This is a genomic window from Streptomyces sp. NBC_00683, assembly GCF_036226745.1.
GTDB lineage: Bacteria > Actinomycetota > Actinomycetes > Streptomycetales > Streptomycetaceae > Streptomyces.
The window spans coordinates 7,792,717-7,810,293 of sequence record NZ_CP109013.1; the positions used below are offsets into that span (position 1 = coordinate 7,792,717).

At 71.6% G+C, this 17,577-nt stretch carries 19 protein-coding genes; 11 read left to right on the plus strand and 8 right to left on the minus strand.

The window, feature by feature from the left end; all coding sequences use genetic code 11:
- Window positions 1-67: 67 nt before the first annotated feature.
- The 4 genes from OG257_RS33945 to OG257_RS33960 all read left to right on the plus strand — a co-directional run bounded on the left by OG257_RS33945 (window position 68) and on the right by OG257_RS33960 (window position 4,189).
- Window positions 68-853 carry an electron transfer flavoprotein subunit beta/FixA family protein gene (locus OG257_RS33945; protein ID WP_329213717.1) on the plus strand — a complete coding sequence of 262 codons (786 nt, stop codon included), beginning with the start codon at window positions 68-70 and terminating at the stop codon, window positions 851-853.
- 61 nt (window positions 854-914) lie between these two features.
- Window positions 915-1,877: an electron transfer flavoprotein subunit alpha/FixB family protein gene (locus OG257_RS33950; protein ID WP_329204732.1), complete on the plus strand. Its 963-nt coding sequence runs from the start codon at window positions 915-917 to the stop codon at window positions 1,875-1,877.
- Between the two features lie 173 nt (window positions 1,878-2,050).
- Window positions 2,051-3,349, plus strand: a complete 1,299-nt coding sequence (locus tag OG257_RS33955; RefSeq protein ID WP_329215494.1) for a DUF6986 family protein — start codon at window positions 2,051-2,053, stop codon at window positions 3,347-3,349.
- A gap of 114 nt (window positions 3,350-3,463) precedes the next feature.
- Window positions 3,464-4,189, plus strand: coding sequence for a dienelactone hydrolase family protein (locus OG257_RS33960; protein WP_329213719.1), 726 nt, complete (start codon window positions 3,464-3,466; stop codon window positions 4,187-4,189).
- Between the two features lie 29 nt (window positions 4,190-4,218).
- Here OG257_RS33960 and OG257_RS33965 read toward each other — a convergent pair whose 3' ends face one another.
- Window positions 4,219-5,247 (minus strand): LacI family DNA-binding transcriptional regulator, encoded by a 1,029-nt coding sequence (locus OG257_RS33965; RefSeq protein WP_329213721.1) that lies wholly within the window; start codon window positions 5,245-5,247, stop codon window positions 4,219-4,221.
- 197 nt (window positions 5,248-5,444) lie between these two features.
- Between OG257_RS33965 and OG257_RS33970 the strand changes: the two genes are divergently transcribed.
- Window positions 5,445-6,413, plus strand: coding sequence for an ROK family protein (locus OG257_RS33970; RefSeq protein ID WP_329213723.1), 969 nt, complete (start codon window positions 5,445-5,447; stop codon window positions 6,411-6,413).
- 32 nt (window positions 6,414-6,445) lie between these two features.
- Here the strand turns inward: OG257_RS33970 and OG257_RS33975 are convergent, their stop codons facing one another.
- The gene (locus OG257_RS33975) at window positions 6,446-6,622 is read right to left on the minus strand and encodes a hypothetical protein (protein ID WP_329213725.1); all 177 of its coding nucleotides are present in this window, start codon (window positions 6,620-6,622) and stop codon (window positions 6,446-6,448) included.
- Window positions 6,623-6,828: 206 nt separating this feature from the next.
- Here OG257_RS33975 and OG257_RS33980 point away from each other — a divergent pair, with 206 nt between their 5' ends.
- Window positions 6,829-7,866, plus strand: coding sequence for an NUDIX hydrolase (locus tag OG257_RS33980; RefSeq protein WP_329213727.1), 1,038 nt, complete (start codon window positions 6,829-6,831; stop codon window positions 7,864-7,866).
- Between the two features lie 96 nt (window positions 7,867-7,962).
- Here the strand turns inward: OG257_RS33980 and OG257_RS33985 are convergent, their stop codons facing one another.
- On the minus strand, window positions 7,963-9,327 hold the full coding sequence (locus OG257_RS33985; RefSeq protein WP_329213729.1) for a dipeptidase: 1,365 nt from the start codon (window positions 9,325-9,327) through the stop codon (window positions 7,963-7,965).
- 195 nt (window positions 9,328-9,522) lie between these two features.
- On the opposite strand from OG257_RS33985, the gene OG257_RS33990 reads away from it, so the two are divergent.
- The gene (locus OG257_RS33990; RefSeq protein WP_329213731.1) at window positions 9,523-10,809 is read left to right on the plus strand and encodes a geranylgeranyl reductase family protein; all 1,287 of its coding nucleotides are present in this window, start codon (window positions 9,523-9,525) and stop codon (window positions 10,807-10,809) included.
- Window positions 10,810-10,892: 83 nt separating this feature from the next.
- On the opposite strand, the gene OG257_RS33995 is transcribed toward OG257_RS33990, so the two are convergent.
- Entirely contained in the window at window positions 10,893-11,342 is a 450-nt protein-coding gene (locus OG257_RS33995) for a nitroreductase family deazaflavin-dependent oxidoreductase (RefSeq protein WP_329213733.1), read from the minus strand.
- 123 nt (window positions 11,343-11,465) lie between these two features.
- Here OG257_RS33995 and OG257_RS34000 point away from each other — a divergent pair, with 123 nt between their 5' ends.
- The 3 genes from OG257_RS34000 to OG257_RS34010 all read left to right on the plus strand — a co-directional run bounded on the left by OG257_RS34000 (window position 11,466) and on the right by OG257_RS34010 (window position 14,278).
- Entirely contained in the window at window positions 11,466-12,203 is a 738-nt protein-coding gene (locus OG257_RS34000; RefSeq protein WP_329213735.1) for a TetR/AcrR family transcriptional regulator, read from the plus strand.
- A 144-nt stretch (window positions 12,204-12,347) separates the two neighbouring features.
- Window positions 12,348-13,616, plus strand: coding sequence for a sensor histidine kinase (locus OG257_RS34005; RefSeq protein WP_329213737.1), 1,269 nt, complete (start codon window positions 12,348-12,350; stop codon window positions 13,614-13,616).
- Window positions 13,613-14,278: a response regulator transcription factor gene (locus tag OG257_RS34010; RefSeq protein WP_329213739.1), complete on the plus strand. Its 666-nt coding sequence runs from the start codon at window positions 13,613-13,615 to the stop codon at window positions 14,276-14,278. The genes OG257_RS34005 and OG257_RS34010 overlap by 4 nt, the downstream gene beginning before the upstream one ends.
- Here OG257_RS34010 and OG257_RS34015 read toward each other — a convergent pair.
- Complete coding sequence (locus tag OG257_RS34015; RefSeq protein ID WP_329213741.1) at window positions 14,239-14,535, minus strand: DUF6332 family protein; 297 nt, start codon at window positions 14,533-14,535, stop codon at window positions 14,239-14,241. The genes OG257_RS34010 and OG257_RS34015 overlap by 40 nt on opposite strands.
- A gap of 126 nt (window positions 14,536-14,661) precedes the next feature.
- Between OG257_RS34015 and OG257_RS34020 the strand changes: the two genes are divergently transcribed.
- Window positions 14,662-15,063 carry a MarR family winged helix-turn-helix transcriptional regulator gene (locus tag OG257_RS34020; RefSeq protein WP_329213743.1) on the plus strand — a complete coding sequence of 134 codons (402 nt, stop codon included), beginning with the start codon at window positions 14,662-14,664 and terminating at the stop codon, window positions 15,061-15,063.
- A gap of 33 nt (window positions 15,064-15,096) precedes the next feature.
- Here the strand turns inward: OG257_RS34020 and OG257_RS34025 are convergent, their stop codons facing one another.
- The 3 genes from OG257_RS34025 to OG257_RS34035 form a co-directional block, all read right to left on the minus strand.
- The gene (locus OG257_RS34025; protein WP_329213745.1) at window positions 15,097-15,849 is read right to left on the minus strand and encodes a maleylpyruvate isomerase family mycothiol-dependent enzyme; all 753 of its coding nucleotides are present in this window, start codon (window positions 15,847-15,849) and stop codon (window positions 15,097-15,099) included.
- Window positions 15,850-15,871: 22 nt separating this feature from the next.
- Window positions 15,872-16,240, minus strand: a complete 369-nt coding sequence (locus OG257_RS34030; RefSeq protein WP_329213747.1) for an SCO4225 family membrane protein — start codon at window positions 16,238-16,240, stop codon at window positions 15,872-15,874.
- Between the two features lie 81 nt (window positions 16,241-16,321).
- Window positions 16,322-17,551, minus strand: a complete 1,230-nt coding sequence (locus OG257_RS34035) for an MFS transporter (RefSeq protein ID WP_329213749.1) — start codon at window positions 17,549-17,551, stop codon at window positions 16,322-16,324.
- Window positions 17,552-17,577: the final 26 nt, after the last annotated feature.

Genomic DNA, 17,577 nt, shown 5'->3' on the forward strand with positions numbered 1-17,577 from the left:
CCCATAAGGCGCCTATGCTGCGTGCAACAAGGCAGCCCAGAAAAGACGATGCAGTAGGAGAGCCGGCGTGAGCTTGAGGATCGTTGTCTGTGTGAAGTACGTGCCCGACGCCACCGGTGACCGGCACTTCGCCGATGACCTGACCCTGGACCGTGACGACGTCGACGGTCTGCTGTCGGAGCTGGACGAGTACGCGGTCGAGCAGGCGCTGCAGATCGCCGACGAGGCGGACGACGCGGAGATCACCGTGCTGACGGTGGGTCCCGAGGATGCCAAGGACGCGCTGCGCAAGGCGCTGTCGATGGGTGCGGACAAGGCCGTCCACGTCGAGGACGACGACCTGCACGGCACCGACGTCATCGGTACCTCGCTGGTGCTCGCCAAGGCGATCGAGAAGACCGGTTACGACCTGGTCATCTGCGGCATGGCGTCCACGGACGGCACCATGGGTGTGCTTCCGGCGCTGCTCGCGGAGCGGCTCTCCGTCCCGCAGGTCACGCTGCTGTCCGAGGTCTCCGTCCAGGACGGCACGGTCAAGGGCCGCCGCGACGGTGACACCGCGTCCGAGCAGCTGGAGGCTTCGCTGCCGGCCGTGGTCTCGGTGACCGACCAGTCGGGTGAGGCCCGCTACCCGTCGTTCAAGGGCATCATGGCGGCGAAGAAGAAGCCGGTTCAGTCCCTGGACCTGGGGGACCTGGACATCGAGGCGGACGAGGTCGGTCTGGGTGGTTCCTGGAGCGCGGTGGACTCCGCGGCCGAGCGTCCGGCGCGCACCGCGGGCACGATCGTCAAGGACGAGGGCGAGGGCGGCAAGCAGCTGGCCGAGTTCCTTGCGGGCCAGAAGTTCATCTGAGCCCCGGCTGTTTTCCCGTCACCGCCCCCGCCCTTTTTCGCACGCAGGAGATTGAAGTCCCATGGCTGAAGTTCTCGTCTATGTCGACCACGTGGACGGTGCCGTCCGCAAGCCCACCCTGGAGCTGCTGACGCTCGCCCGCCGTATCGGTGAGCCCGTCGCCGTCGCGCTGGGCAACGGTGCCGCGGACACCGCCGGTGTGCTCGCCGAGCACGGTGCGGTCAAGGTCCTGACCGCCGACGCGCCGGAGTTCGCCGACTACCTCGTCGTTCCGAAGGTGGACGCGCTGCAGGCCGCCTACGACGCGGTCTCCCCGGCCGCCGTGCTGCTGCCCTCCTCCGCGGAGACCAAGGAGATCGCGGCCCGCCTCGCGGTCCGTATCGGTTCCGGCATCATCACCGACGCCGTCGATCTGGAGTCCGGCGACTCCGGTCCGGTCGCCACCCAGTCCGCGTTCGCCGCCTCGTACACCACCAAGTCCCGTGTCTCCAAGGGCACCCCGGTCATCACGGTCAAGCCGAACTCGGCCCCCGTCGAGCCGGCCGCCGGTGCGGGCACCGTCGAGGCGCTCACCGTCTCCTTCTCCGCGACGGCCACCGGCACCAAGGTCCTCTCCCGCACCCCGCGCGAGTCGACCGGCCGCCCGGAGCTGACCGAGGCCGCGATCGTCGTCTCCGGCGGCCGTGGCGTCAACGGCGCCGAGAACTTCGCGATCATCGAGGCGCTCGCCGACTCCCTCGGTGCGGCCGTCGGTGCCTCCCGCGCCGCGGTCGACGCCGGCTGGTACCCGCACACCAACCAGGTCGGCCAGACCGGCAAGTCCGTCTCCCCGCAGCTCTACATCGCCTCGGGCATCTCCGGCGCGATCCAGCACCGGGCCGGCATGCAGACCTCGAAGACCATCATCGCGATCAACAAGGACGCCGAAGCCCCGATCTTCGACCTCGTCGACTACGGCGTCGTCGGCGACCTCTTCAACGTCGTCCCCCAGCTCACCGACGAGGTCAAGACCCGCAAGGGCTGACCCGCCAGGAGCAGTGCCTGTTCGACGGTCCGGGGCCGCGCGGTGTTCTTCACCGCGCGGCCCCGGACCGTTTCCGATCACCATTGACGCAAGGGCAGACGGACTTATAACTTCACTATGCGGATGAGTGTTTCCGGGAAGCGGAAACTGCGATGAGTGTGGAGGGTACGGTCATGGGCCAGCAGGAGAAGGTGGCAACGAGCCTCGCCGGTGCGGTGGGCGAGGAGATCAGCGCCTCCCTCGCGGCGGTGGACGCCGAACTCGCCCGCCGCTACCCGGGGGACCCGGGCACGCGCCAGCCGGTCCACACCGTGTACGTCCCCGCCGACACGTTCACCGCCGGCACCATCCGTTCCTGGGGCGACCAGGCGCTGAAGGCCCTCGACGAACACGCTCCCGACGCCGCCGCGCTCGCCGGAGTCCTGGGCATCCCGCAGGAGCTCGCCGGGCCCGTCCACGACCGCGTACGCGCCAAGCTGGAGCGCGAGCCCGTGGAGGACCTGCGCATCGACTTCGAGGACGGCTACGGGCCCCGCCCGGACCCGGAGGAGGACGAGGCCGCCGCCCGCGTGGCCCGGCTGGTGTCCGAGGCGTACAGGGACGGGACCGCCGCCCCGTACATGGGCATCCGCATGAAGTGCATGGAAGCCGGGGTGCGCGACCGCGGCATCCGCACGACGGACATCTTCCTCACCGGCCTGATGCGAGCCGGAGGCCTCCCCGACGGGCTCGTACTGACGCTGCCCAAGGTGACGTACCCCGAACAGGTCACCGCCTTCGTCCGACTTCTCGAGGCCTTCGAGCAGGCTCACGGGCTGCCCGCGGGCCGCCTCGGGTTCGAGATCCAGATCGAGACGAGCCAGTCCATCCTCGCCGCGGACGGCACCGCGGCCGTGGCCCGCATGATCGACGCCGCTCGGGGCCGTGCGACCGGCCTGCACTACGGCACCTTCGACTACAGCGCCTGCGTCGGGGTCAGCCCCGCCTACCAGGCCAGCGACCACCCGGCCGCCGATCACGCCAAGGCTGTCATGCAGGTGGCCGCCGCGGGCACCGGCGTGCGCGTGTGCGACGGGTCCACCAATGTGCTCCCCGTCGGCCCCGCCCACCAGGTCCACGAGGCCTGGCGCCTCCACTACGGCCTCACCCGCCGCGCTCTGGCCCGCGCCTACTACCAGGGCTGGGACATGCACCCGGGGCACCTGCCGACCCGTTACGCGGCCGTCTACGCCTTCTACCGGGAGGGCCTCGAGCAGGCCGCCTCCCGCCTCGCCGCGTATGTCGCCAAGGCGGGCGGCGACGTCATGGACGAGCCGGCCACCGCGAAGGCACTCAGCGGCTATCTGCTGCGCGGCATCGACTGCGGCGCCCTGGACACCGCGGAGGTGGCCCGGCTCACCGGCCTCACCCGCGCGGACCTGGACGCCTTCGCCTCGCCCCGGCGCGGGGGGCTGACGGTGACGACGCCGTAGCCGGGGTGTCCCGAGTCATCGAACCTTGAGCGTTGTCACCTTTTCGGAGGCGCTGTTCTGCCAGCGGCAGAACAGCGGCCGGACCGGGGTCGACGATCACTACCGTCCGGTCTCATGACGACGATTACGACGCGTACGGTCGAGTACCAGGCGGACGGTTTGACGATGATCGGGCACCTCGCGCTCCCGGCCGGTGTCGACCGCCGGCCTGCGGTGCTGCTCGGACCGGAGGGCATGGGGCTCAGCGACGTCGAGCGCCGTCGGGCCGATGCTCTCGCCGAGCTGGGATATGTGGCGCTGGCCTTCGACCTTCACGGCGGGCGCTATCTGGGCGACCCCGAGGAGATGCTGGCCCGTTGCATGCCGCTGCTCTCTGATCCCGACCGGATGCGGGGCATCGGTCATGCGGCGCTCGACGTGTTGCGTACCGAACCGCGGACCGACCCCGACCGAATCGCCGCCGTCGGCTACGGCACCGGGGGCGCCGTCGCGCTGGAACTCGGGCGCGGCGGCGTCAACCTGCGCGCGATCGGGACAGTCAACGCACTCACCACTGGCCGACCGGGCGAGGCGGCGCGCATTCGCTGCCCGGTGTGGGCCGGGGTCGGGTCGGAAGACCCGATCATGCCGCCCGCCCAACGGAACGCGTTCACCGCTGAGATGCAGGCCGCGGGCGTCGACTGGCGCCTCACGGTCTACGGTGGCGCCTTGCACGCCTTCCACCACCCGCCGGTCGACCACCCCACGGTCCCCGGCGTCGGCCACCACCCACAGCACGCGCAGCGAGCCTGGCGCGACGTCGTCGACCTGCTCGCCGAGTGCCTGCTCCAACTTCGATGACACGGGACACGGGGCCCCGCACGGAGGCTTCAGGCGGGCGGCAGCTCGCCCGAGCCGCGGGGGATGAGCCTCGTCGGGAGCTCCACCCTCACCGGAGGGTGGTCGGCTCCGTCGAGGCGGCGGAAGAGGTGCTCCGCGGCGGTGCGGCCGACCGCCGCGGCGTCCTGGGAGATCACCGTGATGCCGAGCAGGTCGGCCAGCTCGATGTCGTCGAAGCCGACCAGGGCGATCCGGCGTTCGTACTCCGCGAGGACGCGCACGGCGGTGACCGTCACACGGTTGTTGCCCGCGAAGAGGGCGGTGACCGGCTCGGGACCCGAGAGCATGGCCCGGGCGGCTGCCCCGACCCGCTCCGGATCGGTGGATCCGAGGGAGACCCAGGAGTCCTCGACCGTGATCCCGGCGTCGGTCATGGCCGCGTGGTAACCGCGCAGACGTTCCGTCGCGGTGTGGATGCGCGGCTGGTCGCCGATGAAGCCGATCCTGCGGTGGCCGTGCGCGAGCAGATGGTCGACGCCTTCGCGTGCGCCGCCGAAGCTGTCCGAGAGGACCATGTCGGCGTCGACCCGGCCAGCCGGGCGGTCCACGAACACGGTGGCGATACCCGCCTGTATCTCGGGCTCCAGGTAGCGGTGGTCGTCCCCTGCCGGAATCACGATGAGGCCGTCGACGCGGCGGGCGCAGAGGGCGAGCACGAGCTCCTGCTCGCGCTCCGGGTCCTCGGCGCTGGAGCCGTTGATCAGCAGCGCACCGTGGGCGCGCGCCACTTCCTCCACCGCGCGGCTCAGCGGGCCGTAGAACGGGTCGGCGAGATCCTCCAGGACGAGCCCGATGGAGGCCGTGCGGCCCTTGCGCAGTACACGCGCACTGTCGTTGCGCCGGAAGCCGAGGGCTTCGATCGCCTCCTGGACGCGGCGCTCCGTGTCCGGGGTGACGCCGGGTTCGCTGTTCACCACCCGGGATACCGTCTTGAGGCCCACTCCGGCACGGGCCGCCACATCCTTCATCGTGGGCCGGTTGCCGTAGCGGGACTCGGAATGACGGGTGGTCTCGGCCACGGTGCGCTGTCCTGTCGTCGGGTGCGGGAGGTTCCGGCGGCGCCCCGCAGGCGGTGCTGGGGAGGGCTCGGAGCCTGTGGCGTCGAGCATAGGCCCTGGACAACGTTGTCAACAGAATGGAGACTATGCAGACCACGTACGGAAGTCGCAGGTCCGCACCTTCGCCCCCTCCTCACCCATCCGGAGAGACCACACCGATGCATACCGACCTCGTCGCAGCGCTCGACATCGGCGGCACCAAGATCGCCGGCGCGTTGGTGGACGGCGGCGGAACCCTTCTCCTGCGGGCGCAGCGGCCGACACCCGCACGTGAGGACGCCGAGACGGTCATGGGGGCGGTGAGCGAGGTCCTCGCCGAGCTCACGGCCTCCACGCTGTGGAACAGGGTGAGCGCGGTCGGCATCGGCAGCGCAGGGCCGGTCGACGCGTCGAACGGCACGGTCAGCCCCGTCAACGTCCCGGGCTGGCGGGGCTTCCCGCTGGTGGAGCGGGTCAGTGAGGCGACGGGTGGACTCGCCGTCGCGCTGGTCGGCGACGGCGTCGCGATGACGGCGGCCGAGCACTGGCTGGGCGCGGCCCGCGGCTACGACAACGCGCTCTGCATGGTCGTCTCCACGGGCGTCGGCGGTGGCCTCGTGCTCGGCGGCAAACTGCACCCGGGTCCCTCGGGCAACGCCGGACACATCGGTCACATCAGCGTCGACCTGGACGGCGATCTCTGCCCGTGCGGTGCGCGCGGCTGTGTCGAACGCCTCGCCAGCGGTCCGAACATCGCGCGCCGCGCCCTGGAGAACGGCTGGCTCCCCGGCCCGGACGGCGACGCCACGGCAGCCGCGGTGGCAGCCGCCGCGCGGGCCGGCGACCCTGTCGCCGTCGCCTCGTACGAGCGGGCCGCCCAGGCGCTGGCCGCCGGAATCGCCGCCACCGCCACGCTGGCCGAGATCGACATCGCGGTGATCGGCGGGGGAGTGGCCGGCGCGGGTGAGGTGCTCTTCGCCCCGCTGCGCCGGTACCTGCGCGACTACGCCACCCTGTCCTTCGTCCAGCAGCTGACGGTCGCCCCCGCGGTGATGGGCACCGACGCGGGACTGGTGGGCGCGGCAGCCGCCGCATCGGCGGTCCGCCCCGGCGGGGTGAACGGGGTACGGGCCGTCGCCGCCCAGTAGCGGCCTGCCGGACCGGGCGCCTCGCGCCCGGCTCAACGGCCCCCGTCCGTCGCCTGCTGCGGCACGACCACCAGGAACGCGTCCTGCTCCAGGTCCATCACGACCTCGGCGGCCGTGCCCTCGCAGCGTCGGGCGGCCGCGAACTCCTCCGCGGGCAAGCTGCCCCGCGGTCCCCCCGCGGGGAACTGCTCAAGTACCGTACGGCGCACCGCGCACCCCCTCGTCGTTGCTGTGCTGATCGCTCCAACGACGTCCGGCCGCCCACCGTTACGGTCGCGCCGGCGGCCGGGCTCGTACAGTGGGACGCCCTCCGAGACGCGCCGGTTGCCGACTCCGTGCAACAGCGTCGCCCGGGCGGGTTTCCGCAGCGGGGTGTTGCGGGCAAGCCACAGAGGGCTACGGAAGAGGGGGAACCGTGATCGTCTGGATCAACGGTGCGTTCAGTGCGGGCAAAACGAGCGCCGCGTGCGAACTGATCGATCTGATCCCGAACAGCACCTTCTACGACCCCGAACTGATCGGCGGGGGACTGCGCCACCTGCTGCCCCAGAAGAAGCTCGCCGAAGTGACCGATTTCCAGGACCTGGCGATCTGGCGCCGGCTGGTGGTCGACACGGCCGCCGCTCTGCTCGGCGAGCTGTCCGGGGTGCTCGTGGTGCCCATGACGCTGCTGAGGCAGGAGTACCGCGACGAGATCTTCGGCGGACTCGCCGCGCGGCGCATTCCGGTGCGTCATGTACTGCTCTCACCTGAGGAAACGATCCTGCGGAGACGGATCGCCGACCGGGAGGAATTCGCGGACGATCCCGAGCACAGCGAGCGGATCCGGCAGTGGGCCTACGAGCACATCGAGCCCTACCGGGCGGCGCTCGAGTGGATCACCGCGGACGCCCACACGATCGACACCAGCGCCCTCACCCCCTACGAGACGGCCGAGCGGATAGCCGAGGCCGTACGCACCGGGGATGCCCGTGAGTGCGAGATCGTGCAGACACCCGAGCCGCGTGCGGAAACCGTCGCCTCCGGGGTCCTGCTCTTCGACGAGCAGGACCGCTTCCTGCTCGTCGACCCGACCTACAAGCCGGGCTGGGAGTTCCCCGGCGGGGTGGTGGAGGCGGGCGAGGCTCCGGCGGAAGCCGGGATACGGGAAGTCGCCGAGGAGCTCGGGCTCCGCCTCGGCACCGTACCGAAGCTCCTGTTGGTGGACTGGGAGGCGCCCAGACCGCCTGGATACGGAGGACTGCGCTTCCTGTTCGACGGCGGGCGCCTGAGCGGTGAGGACGCCGCACAGCTCCTGCTGCCCGGTTCGGAGCTGCGCGGCTGGCGCTTCGTCACCGAGGAGGAAGCGGCCGTCATGCTCCCGCCCACCCGCTTCGAGCGGCTGCGCTGGGCGCTGAGGGCCCGCGAACGGTCCACCGTGCTCAACCTGGAGGCCGGTGTGCCGGTGGGCTGAGAGGCCGGCAGCCTCCCGGCTCACCGGGCGCGTCACCGGTCGGGAGCCCGTCGCCCGGGGATCCGCCGCGGGCGGCGGATTCCCGGAGGCGCTCCCTCAGGCCTTCTTCGACTCGGCGTAGTTGTGCAGGAACAGCGCCTCGGCGACGGAGAGGCGCTCGAGCTCCTGAGGGGACACGCTCTCGTTCACCGCGTGGATCTGGGCCTCGGGTTCGCTCAGCCCGATCAGCAGGATCTCCGCCTCGGGGTACAGCCCCGCCAGGGTGTTGCAGAGCGGGATCGAGCCGCCCATGCCGGACGACTGCATCTCCTCGCCGGGGTAGGCGACCCGCATGGCCTCCGCCATGGAGGTGTACGCCGGGCTGGTGATGTCGGCGCGGAACGCCTGGCCCTGGCCGACCAGTTCGACCGAGACCCGCGCGCCCCACGGGGCGTGCGACTCGAGGTGGGCGGTCAGCAGCTTCGTCGCCTCCGCGGCGTCCTGGCCCGGGGGCACCCGCAGGCTGACCTGGGCCCGGGCGCTCGCCTGCAGCGACGGGGTGGCACCCACCACCGGCGGGCAGTCGATGCCGATGACGGTCACCGCGGGCCGCGCCCAGATCCGGTCGGCGACCGAGCCGGTGCCGATCAGTTCCACGCCGTCGAGCACCTTGGCGTCCTTTCGGAACTCGCCCTCCGAGTACTGCAGTCCGTCCCACTCGGCGTCCGACGTCAGCCCGTCGACCGTCGTCGTACCGTCCTCGGCGCGCAGCGAGGCCAGCAGCTGGATCATCGCGGCCAGCGCGTCGGGGGCCGCACCGCCGAACTGGCCGGAGTGCAGGTTCCCTTCGAGGGTGTCCAACTGCACCCGCAGCATGGTCATACCCCGCAGCGTCGAGGTGACGGTGGGCAGACCGACGCGGAAGTTCCCGGTGTCACCGATGACGATCGTGTCGGCGGCGAGCAGTTCCGGGTGTGCCTCGGCGTACTGTTCGAGGCCGCCCGTCCCCTGCTCCTCCGAGCCCTCCGCGATCACCTTGACGGAGACGGGCACGCCCCCGTTCGCCTTGAGGGCGCGCAGCGCGAGCAGGTGCATGATGAAGCCGCCCTTGCAGTCCGCGGCGCCCCGGCCGAACCAGCGGCCGTCGCGTTCGGTCAGCTCGAACGGCGGGGAGATCCAGGCGGACTCGTCCAGCGGCGGCTGGACGTCGTAGTGCGCGTAGAGCAGCACGGTCGGCGCGCCGGCCGGCCCGGGCAGGAAGCCGTACACGGAGCGGGTTCCGTCCGGGGTGTCGAGCAGGGCGACGTCCTGGAAGTCCTCGGCCCGCAGCGCGTCGGCGACCCAGTCGGCCGCCGCGTCGCACTCACTCTTCGGGAACTGCGCGGGATCCGCCACCGACCGGAAAGCCACCAGCTCGGTCAGCTCCGCCTTCGCGCGGGGCATCAGCGAGGCAACGGTCTCGGAAATCGGACGGGCGGTCATGGGCACGCTCCTGGTGGGTACGACGTTAGGTCTATGGCGCGGTGTGTGCGCCACGGTGGGCGACGCCGTGGGTGCGACGTTGCGTGTACGACGAAATCATGGCTGATCCTCCCACAGCGGGGCTCGGCCGCAACGCGCCGTAGGATGCCGTGAGCAGCTGGGGCCACTGGTCGGGATCAGGAGCAGAAGCACATCGTGAGCAGCGAGAACGCAGACGCCGGACGTGAGCCGGAAGAGTCGTCGTCCGTATGGGACGTCGTCGTGGTCGGTGCAGGTCCGGCGGGAGCTTCCGCGGCGTATGCGGCAGCCGTCGCAGGCCGTCGGGTGCTGTTGCTGGAGAAGGCGGAGATTCCCCGCTACAAGACGTGCGGCGGCGGAATCATCGGATTCTCGCGGGATTCCCTGCCTCCGGGGTTCGAACTGCCCCTGAGGGACCGTGTGCACGCGGTCACCTTCTCGCTCAACGGGAAGCTGTCGCGTACCCGCAGGTCAAAGCGCATGCTCTTCGGGCTGATCAACCGTCCGGAGTTCGATGCCGGTCTGGTGGAGGAGGCGCAGAAGGCGGGCGCCGAGCTGCGCACCGGTACGGCGGTGACGCGGGTGGAGCAGCATGGCCCCGCGGTGCCCGACCGGCGCACGGTCGCCGTGGTGCTGTCCGACGGGGAGACGGTTCTTGCCCGGGCGGTCGTCGGTGCCGACGGCAGCGCGGGCCGCATAGGAGCGCACGTCGGGGTGAAGCTCGACCAGGTGGACCTCGGCCTCGAGGCGGAGATCCCGGTTCCGGAGACGGTCGCGGAGGACTGGGCGGGACGGGTGCTCATCGACTGGGGCCCGATGCCCGGAAGTTACGGCTGGGTCTTCCCGAAGGGCGACACGCTGACGGTCGGGGTGATTTCGGCGCGCGGCGACGGCGCCGGGACCAAGCGGTATCTGGAGGACTTCATCGGGCGGCTCGGGCTTGCCGGGTTCGAGCCGAAGATCTCCTCCGGTCACCTGACCCGCTGTCGCAGTGACGACTCGCCGCTCTCCCGCGGCAGGGTGGTGGTCTGCGGTGACGCGGCCGGGCTGCTCGAACCGTGGACCAGGGAGGGCATTTCGTTCGCCCTGCGGTCCGGACGGCTCGCCGGTGAGTGGGCGGTGCGGATCGCCGAGGCGCACGATGCGGTCGATGCCCGGCGGCAGGCCCTCAATTACGCGTTCGCGATCAAGGCGGGGCTGGGCGTCGAGATGGGCGTCGGCCGGCGCATGCTCAAGCTGTTCGAGCGGCGCCCGGGAATCCTCCACGCGGTGCTGACGGGATTCCGCCCGGCCTGGACCGCGTTCGCCGGGGTCACCCGGGGGACGACGTCGCTCGCCGAGCTGGTGCGCTCGCACCCGATGGCCCAGCGGGCGCTGTCGGTGATGGACCGCCGCGAGCTCCGGGAACAGGCGGCGCTCCGGGAGCGGGCAGCGTCGGTGTCCGAGGATTCAGAGGTTCGCTGAGGGCTTCCGTTCGCAGGGGTGCCTCGGCTCGCTGAGGGTGCCTCAGCCGCTCAGCCGCTCAGCCGCTCAGCCGCCTCAGACGCTCAGCCCTCGACCGTGATCCGGAAGACCGGGTGGTCGGGGGCGATGCGGCGCAGCTCCTCGGCGGACGAGTCCGGGCCGACGCCGTTGAAGAACACCCCGACCTCCGCCTTCCAGCGCTTGAGATAGGCGCGCAGCAGATCGGGCTTCTCGTCGTCGGGGACCTCGGTGGCGGTGAAGGCCGTGCTCTTCTTCCCGAGGTGGAGCTCGCCGCCGCCCGCTGCCCGCATGTTGTGCGTCCACTGGACGTGGCCGCGGGGCGCCACGAGGTACTGCTGCCCGTCCACGGTCAGGAGGTTGACCGGAGTGCGGCGCCACTCGCCGCTCTTGCGGCCACGGACCGCCAGAACGCGGGATCCCCAGACACTGATGCCGCGCCGGGTGATCCAGGCGACCGTCCGGTTGAGGATGTTCACCGTGAACCAGCCGGGCTTCTGAACATGTGCGGACATGAGATCCCCTTCAAGTGTGAGCACTGCTCTCTCTTGAGATCAGTGTGCACGTAATGGGTGCTCAAAAGCAAGAGCACTGCTCTCATTATTGGTCAGTGATCCGTTCCGTGTCAGAATGAACCCATGAGCACCATCCGAGGAGCCAGGGAACGAGCTCGCGTCGAGGTCACCGCCGCCATCAAGGACGAGGCGAGGAGACAGCTTGCCGCGGACGGCGCGGCGAAGCTCTCCCTGCGCGCCGTCGCACGCGAACTGGGCATGGTCTCCTCCGCGCTCTACCGCTACTTCCCGAGCCGCGACGACCTCCTCACCGCCCTCATCGTCGACGCGTACGGCGCCGTCGGCGAGGCAGCCGAGGCGGCTCGCGCGACGCCCGGCGGCTCCACCGGACCGCACACCGCCCGCTGGACCACCGTCGCCTGTGCCGTACGGGAGTGGGCCCTTGAACATCCCCATGAGTACGCACTGATCTACGGCTCGCCCGTTCCCGGCTACACCGCCCCGCAGGACACCATCGGTCCCGCGTCGCGCGTGGGGCTCGTCCTCATCGGGCTCGTCCGCGAAGCGTTCCTCAGCGACGGTCTGGCCGTCCCGCCGCTGGCCGGTGAGCTGCGCCCCGAGGCCGAACGCATGGCTGCCGACCTCGCCCCCGACCTCCCGCCCGGCGTCGTCGCCGCGCTCGTCCCGGCGTGGGCGCAGCTCTTCGGCCTGATCTCCTTCGAGGTCTTCGGCCAGTTCAACCGGGTCGTCGAGGCGCGGGAGCCGCTGTTCCGCCGCGGCGCCCACGACCTCGCCCGCTCGGTGGGCCTCCTGGACGGTCGGGCCTCCGCCGCCGACCGGGCGGGCGGCGCGCGGTCCTGACGCGGCCCCCGCCGGCACAGGTCCTGCACTGGGGCGGGCTCCGCAGGCGCCGGCCCGCCCGGACGAGGTACTCCCCAGGGAGTACGTGCGATCACCACGCCCGGCTGACGCCCGGCAGGGGGTCGCCCGTCTAGCGTTGCCGGTATGGACGAGCAGCAAGCGCACAGAAGCGCGGCACCCCACAGGGGACCGGGCGGCCCCTGGGGCGAGGGGCCGCCCCGGTGGCTGTCCGGAGTGAGGGAACGGTACGCCGCACGGCTGCCGTGGCCGTCGACCGTGGCGCTCGGCGTGTTCGTGATGGTGGGCACCAACTTCGCGGCGCAGGGCCAGGACCGTCAGCCGGTCGACCTCCTCGCGCGGCTGCTGCTGTTCGCCGCCGTCGCCGTTCTCCTCGTGCGGCACCGGCATCCGGTGGTGGCCGTCGCCGGAACGTCGGCGGCGACCCTCGTCTACCTCGGGCTGGGGTATCCCTACGGCCCGGTGTTCCTCGCCGTTGCCGTGGGCTGTTTCAGCGCGATCGTCTCGGGACACCGCAAGGCCGCCTGGTGGTCGCTCGGTGCGCTGTGGGCAGGTCATGTGCTGATGTCGCACTGGCTGTACCGGTGGCTGCCGCCGGACGGGGACGAGTCCGCGCCCTGGGGGCAGGAGGCGTTCGTCACCGCCTGGGTGGTGGCGATCGTCGCCGCCGCGGAGCTGCTGCGGGTACGCCGTGAGCAGTGGGCCGCGGCCAGGGCGGAGCGCGAGGCGGCCGAGAAGCGGCGGGCCGACGAGGAGAGGCTGCGCATGGCCCGAGAACTCCACGACGTCCTCGCCCACAGCATTTCCGTCATCAACGTCCAGGCCGGCGTCGGACTGGCGCTGCTCGACACGGATCCGGAACAGGCCCGCACCGCTCTCACCACCATCAAGTCCGCGAGCAAGGAGGCACTGGGCGAGGTCCGCCAGGTCCTCGACAACCTCCGCGCCCCGGGCGACGCCCCCCGCGCCCCCGCCCCGGGACTGGACCGGCTCCCCGAACTCGTCGACCAGGCAGCCGCTGCGGGCCTCACCGTCACGGTCGAGACGGACGGGGCGCCGGGCGCGGTCCCGCCCGGCACCGATCTCGCGGCCTTCCGCATCGTGCAGGAGGCGCTCACGAACGTCGTTCGGCACTCCGGGTCGCGCAGCGCCGAGGTCCGGATCGCGTACGGGAGCGAGGGCATCAGGCTCCGCATCGACGACGAGGGGCCCGCGACCGGCGGCGACGCCGGGGGCAGCGGCAACGGTCTTGTCGGTATGCGGGAGCGGGCCGCCGCCCTGGGTGGCACGATCGACGCGGGGCCACGGCCCGGCGGCGGCTTCCGCGTGCGGGCCCAGCTCCCGCTGCCGTCCGGCTCACGGGATCCGGCCCGGCCCACGGAGGAGACATCGTGATCCGCGTACTGCTCGCCGACGACCAGCTGCTCGTACGGGCAGGCTTCCGTGCCCTGTTGGACGCCCAGCCCGACATCGAGGTGGCGGGGGAGGCCGCCGACGGCGCGGAAGCGGTGCGCCTCGTACGCGAACTACGGCCCGACACGGTGCTCATGGACATCCGCATGCCGCACCTGGACGGCCTCGCGGCGACCCGCGCCATCACCGGCGACCCCGAGCTGAACGAGGTGAAGGTGGTCATGCTCACCACCTTCGAGCTGGACGAGTACGTGTTCGAGGCGATCCGCTCCGGCGCCTCCGGCTTTCTGGTCAAGGACACCGAACCCGATGAGCTGCTGCGCGCGGTGCGGGCGGTGGTCGGCGGCGACGCCCTGCTCTCGCCCGGAGTGACGCGCCGCCTGATCGCCGAGTTCGCCGCCCGGTCCAAGGAGCCCGCCGCGGCGACGGCCCTGGACGAACTGACGGAGCGGGAACGGGAGGTGATGGCCCTCGTCGGGATCGGGCTCTCCAACGAGGAGATCGCCCGCAGGCTCGTCGTCAGTCCGCTGACCGCCAAGACGCATGTGAGCCGCGCGATGGTGAAGCTGGGAGCCCGGGACAGGGCCCAGCTCGTCGTGCTCGCCTACGAGTCGGGGCTCGTGCGGCCCGGCTGGCTCGGCTGAGCGGACGGGACGCGCTGCTCGTGCGGCGCCCGCGGAAAACGCCACAGCACGTGCACCACGCGGACGACGAACGTCAGGGAACCGAGCACGGCGCCGATGCGGAAGAGGACGCGCTCACCCGTAGCCGTCAGATCGAGGAACAGGGCAGGGAGGAAGATCCCGGCGAACGTGGCCGCGGCCACCAGGGCTCCGCTCACCAGTGCGTAGCCGATCTCGACCGTCATGGCGTCCCGGTCAGCCTGAGTGCGTCGCCCCATGTCCGAAGTGTCACAGGAGCGGTGGCCGGCGGCAAGGAGCCCCCTGCGGCCACCGCTCCACCCCTTCCATGCGCGTGCATATAATTCCGACGCAACGACCCCCCGGTGCTCTGCTAGCGTGCGGACATGGCAGCGAACACGTCCGACCGGGTGCTCGTCGACGAGTGGCGGGCCCTTCTCGCGCTGCACGCCAGGACCCTCTCCGAGCTCGATCGTGCGCTCCATCAGCACGGCCTGGGGGCCAGCGACTTCGAGGTGCTGGACGTCCTCGCGGAGGGCGCGGCCGACGACGGCGGTGGCGCCTACCGCGTACAGGAGCTCGCCTCCCGGGTCCATCTCAGCCAGAGTGCGCTGTCCCGGCTGGTCGCCCGGCTGGAGCGGGACGGGCTGGTCTGCCGCGGGATGTGCAGCGAGGACCGTCGCGGCGTACGGGTCGAGCTGACGGAGAAGGGTCGGACCCGCCACACGGAGGTCAGGCCGCTGCAACGCGCGGTGCTCGCCCGGATGCTGGGCGAGCACCGGGGCTGAGCGGGACCGTCCGGTCCGGGGCGGCCCGGCCGTTCACGACCAGGTGACTCCGGAGTTCCCCGTCCACAGCGCGGCGACCTCCTGGTCCCCGCCCACCACGAGGGATGAGAGCGGCAGCCGGTTCCACAGGGCCAGGCAGAGCTCCGAGGCGGTTCCGCTCACCTCGCAGTCGGCCCGCTCCGCTTCCGCGGCCGCGCCACGCACTGTCTGCGGCGGTTCGGCGGACAGCCGTACGGTCCACACCTCGTCCGCGTCCAGCGCGCGCAGCCGCAGGGTGCGGGGTGTGCCGCTGCGCACCCGGCTCCTGGGGCGGGCGTGGAAGCCGGTCAGCAGTTCGTCGATGCCGTCGACGGCGCAGGGCGCCGCCACCGGTGTCAGTGCTCCGCCGCGCGCCGATTCGGCGTCCACCCGGTGGATCCTGGTCTCGTGCGCCTGCCTGCGCGCCCAGAACGCCAGCGGGGACGGTGCGGGCAGGAAGGTCCAGCAGTCGAGGTCGGCCGGAGCGGTCCGCAGTGCTTCCACCAGCAGCGCGTGCCCGTCCGTGAACCAGTCGAGCAGCTCGTCGCCGTCCAGATCGGGCTCGCCACCGTCCGGGACGTACGTCCGGTGGCCCTCGGTCACGAACGCGGTCGCCCAGCGGTGCACCATGCCGGTGTGCCTCAGCAGATCGCGCACCTGCCAGCCCGGGCAGGTCGGAACCGGTGCGTCCGGGCCTGCCTCGCCGGCTGCCACGGCCAGCAGGCGGCCTTCCCCGGCGAGGGATGCTATGTGCTCGGTTGTCTCCACGGCTGAGATTGTGGCAGGTCGGTCAGGCGCCCTGGGGGTGGGCGGAGCGGCTCCGGCCACCGCGGCGCACCAGCCGTGCGAACCAGCCGAGGGCGCAGGCCTGCACGAGGACGGACACGATCAGGGCAAGGTAGACGAACCAGGCCGGACCACCCGTGTCGGGGCCTGCCACGGAGCTGCCGACGAGGAAGACGAAGATCGTCGGCGCTGCGAGGAAGAACACCCAGACCCCGGCGAACGAAGCGTCCTCATGGGCCACGAACAGTGTGTCCACCGTGACGAAGACCGTGGCCGCGAGGACGAGGCCGAGGTAGATCCGTGACGTCGTGTTGCCGAAGGTCAGTCGTGCCAGTGCGCGCAGCTGCCGCTTGCTCATCAGCTGGTGGCTCATGTCCGCTCCCCGTTCTCGGTTGATGTCTCCATCGTGCGCCGGGGAAGACGTCCGTGCCTGAGTACGCCTACTCAATATCGCTCATGTGTGCGTTGCGCGGCGTGCGCCGTATCCCAGCAGCGCCGCGGTCGCGGCGAGCAGCGTCACCGTCGTGAGCGCCACGGGCAGGGAGAACCAGTCGGCCAGGAAGCCGATCACCGGCGGTCCCAGCAGCATCCCGCCGTAGCCGAGCGTCGACGCTGCGGCCACTCCGCTCGGACCGGCCAGCGCGCCCGCCCGGCCGACCGCGACGGGGAAGATGTTGGCCAGGCCGAGGCCGGTCACGGCGAATCCGAGCAGGGCGAGCCAGAGCGTGGGGGCAAGGGCCCCGAGCAGCATCCCCGCCGCCGCCGTCGTTCCGCCGACCACCAGGGTGCGGGTCTGCCCGAACCGTTCGAGGAGCGTGGTGCCGGTGAGCCGGCCGATGGCCATCGTCAGGGCGAACAGGGAGTATCCGGCTGCCGCGGGCCCCGGGTCGGCGTGCAGGTCCTGCGTGAGGTGCAGCGCGCCCCACTCGGCCAGCGCGCCCTCGCCGTACGCCGTGCAGAGCGCGATCACGCCGAAAAGGATGACGATCCGGCGGGCGCGGCCGTCCATGCGCTGCGGGCGCTCCCGCGTGCCGGAGGCCCGCTGCATCGGGGTGGTGACGGCGGTGGCCGGCCGGTGGCGCAGCAGTACCGGGCCGGTGACGGCAGTGACCAGCAGCCCGATTCCGGTGAGGGCGAACAGATGCGTCGAGGGCGACAGGCTGCCCGCGACAAGTCCGCCGAGCCCGGCGCCGGCCATGCCGCCGAGGCTGAACGCGGCGTGGAAGCTCGGCATCACCGGGCGGCGTATGGCGGTGACGAGATCGACGGCCGCGCTGTTCGCCGCCACGTTCATGCCGCCGTAGGCGGCTCCGAACAGCAACAGGACCAGCCCGAGGGCGAGGACCGAATGCGTCTGCGCGGGAAGGGCGATGCTCAGCGACAGCAGTACACCGCAGGCCACGGTGACGGCATGGCTCCCGTAGCGCCGGCAGAGCCGGCCGGTGAGCATCATGGTGATCACCGCACCCGCCGAGACGCCCAGCAGGGCGAGTCCGAGGGTGGAGGGGGAGGCTCCGGTCTGGTGCTTGATGGCCGGGATACGGACCACCCAGCCGGCGAAGAGGAACCCGTCGAGGGCGAAGAACACGGTCAGCGCGGTACGGAGGCGGGCCGACGGGGGTGGGGCGGTGTCTCCGCCAAGTCCCCCCGGTAGGGCCGTCCGCAGTTTGTTTAGTTGCGGCACAAACTCAGCATAGGGCCGCGCGGACG

Coding starts and splice junctions, on each gene's coding strand:
- OG257_RS33950 (WP_329204732.1), top strand. CDS start 915: ATGGCTGAAGTTCTCGTCTATGTCGACCACGTGGACGGTGCCGTCCGC.
- OG257_RS33955 (WP_329215494.1), top strand. CDS start 2,051: ATGGGCCAGCAGGAGAAGGTGGCAACGAGCCTCGCCGGTGCGGTGGGC.
- OG257_RS33960 (WP_329213719.1), top strand. CDS start 3,464: ATGACGACGATTACGACGCGTACGGTCGAGTACCAGGCGGACGGTTTG.
- OG257_RS33970 (WP_329213723.1), top strand. CDS start 5,445: ATGCATACCGACCTCGTCGCAGCGCTCGACATCGGCGGCACCAAGATC.
- OG257_RS33985 (WP_329213729.1), bottom strand. CDS start 9,327: ATGACCGCCCGTCCGATTTCCGAGACCGTTGCCTCGCTGATGCCCCGC.
- OG257_RS33995 (WP_329213733.1), bottom strand. CDS start 11,342: ATGTCCGCACATGTTCAGAAGCCCGGCTGGTTCACGGTGAACATCCTC.
- OG257_RS34000 (WP_329213735.1), top strand. CDS start 11,466: ATGAGCACCATCCGAGGAGCCAGGGAACGAGCTCGCGTCGAGGTCACC.
- OG257_RS34005 (WP_329213737.1), top strand. CDS start 12,348: ATGGACGAGCAGCAAGCGCACAGAAGCGCGGCACCCCACAGGGGACCG.
- OG257_RS34015 (WP_329213741.1), bottom strand. CDS start 14,535: ATGGGGCGACGCACTCAGGCTGACCGGGACGCCATGACGGTCGAGATC.
- OG257_RS34020 (WP_329213743.1), top strand. CDS start 14,662: ATGGCAGCGAACACGTCCGACCGGGTGCTCGTCGACGAGTGGCGGGCC.
- OG257_RS34030 (WP_329213747.1), bottom strand. CDS start 16,240: ATGAGCCACCAGCTGATGAGCAAGCGGCAGCTGCGCGCACTGGCACGA.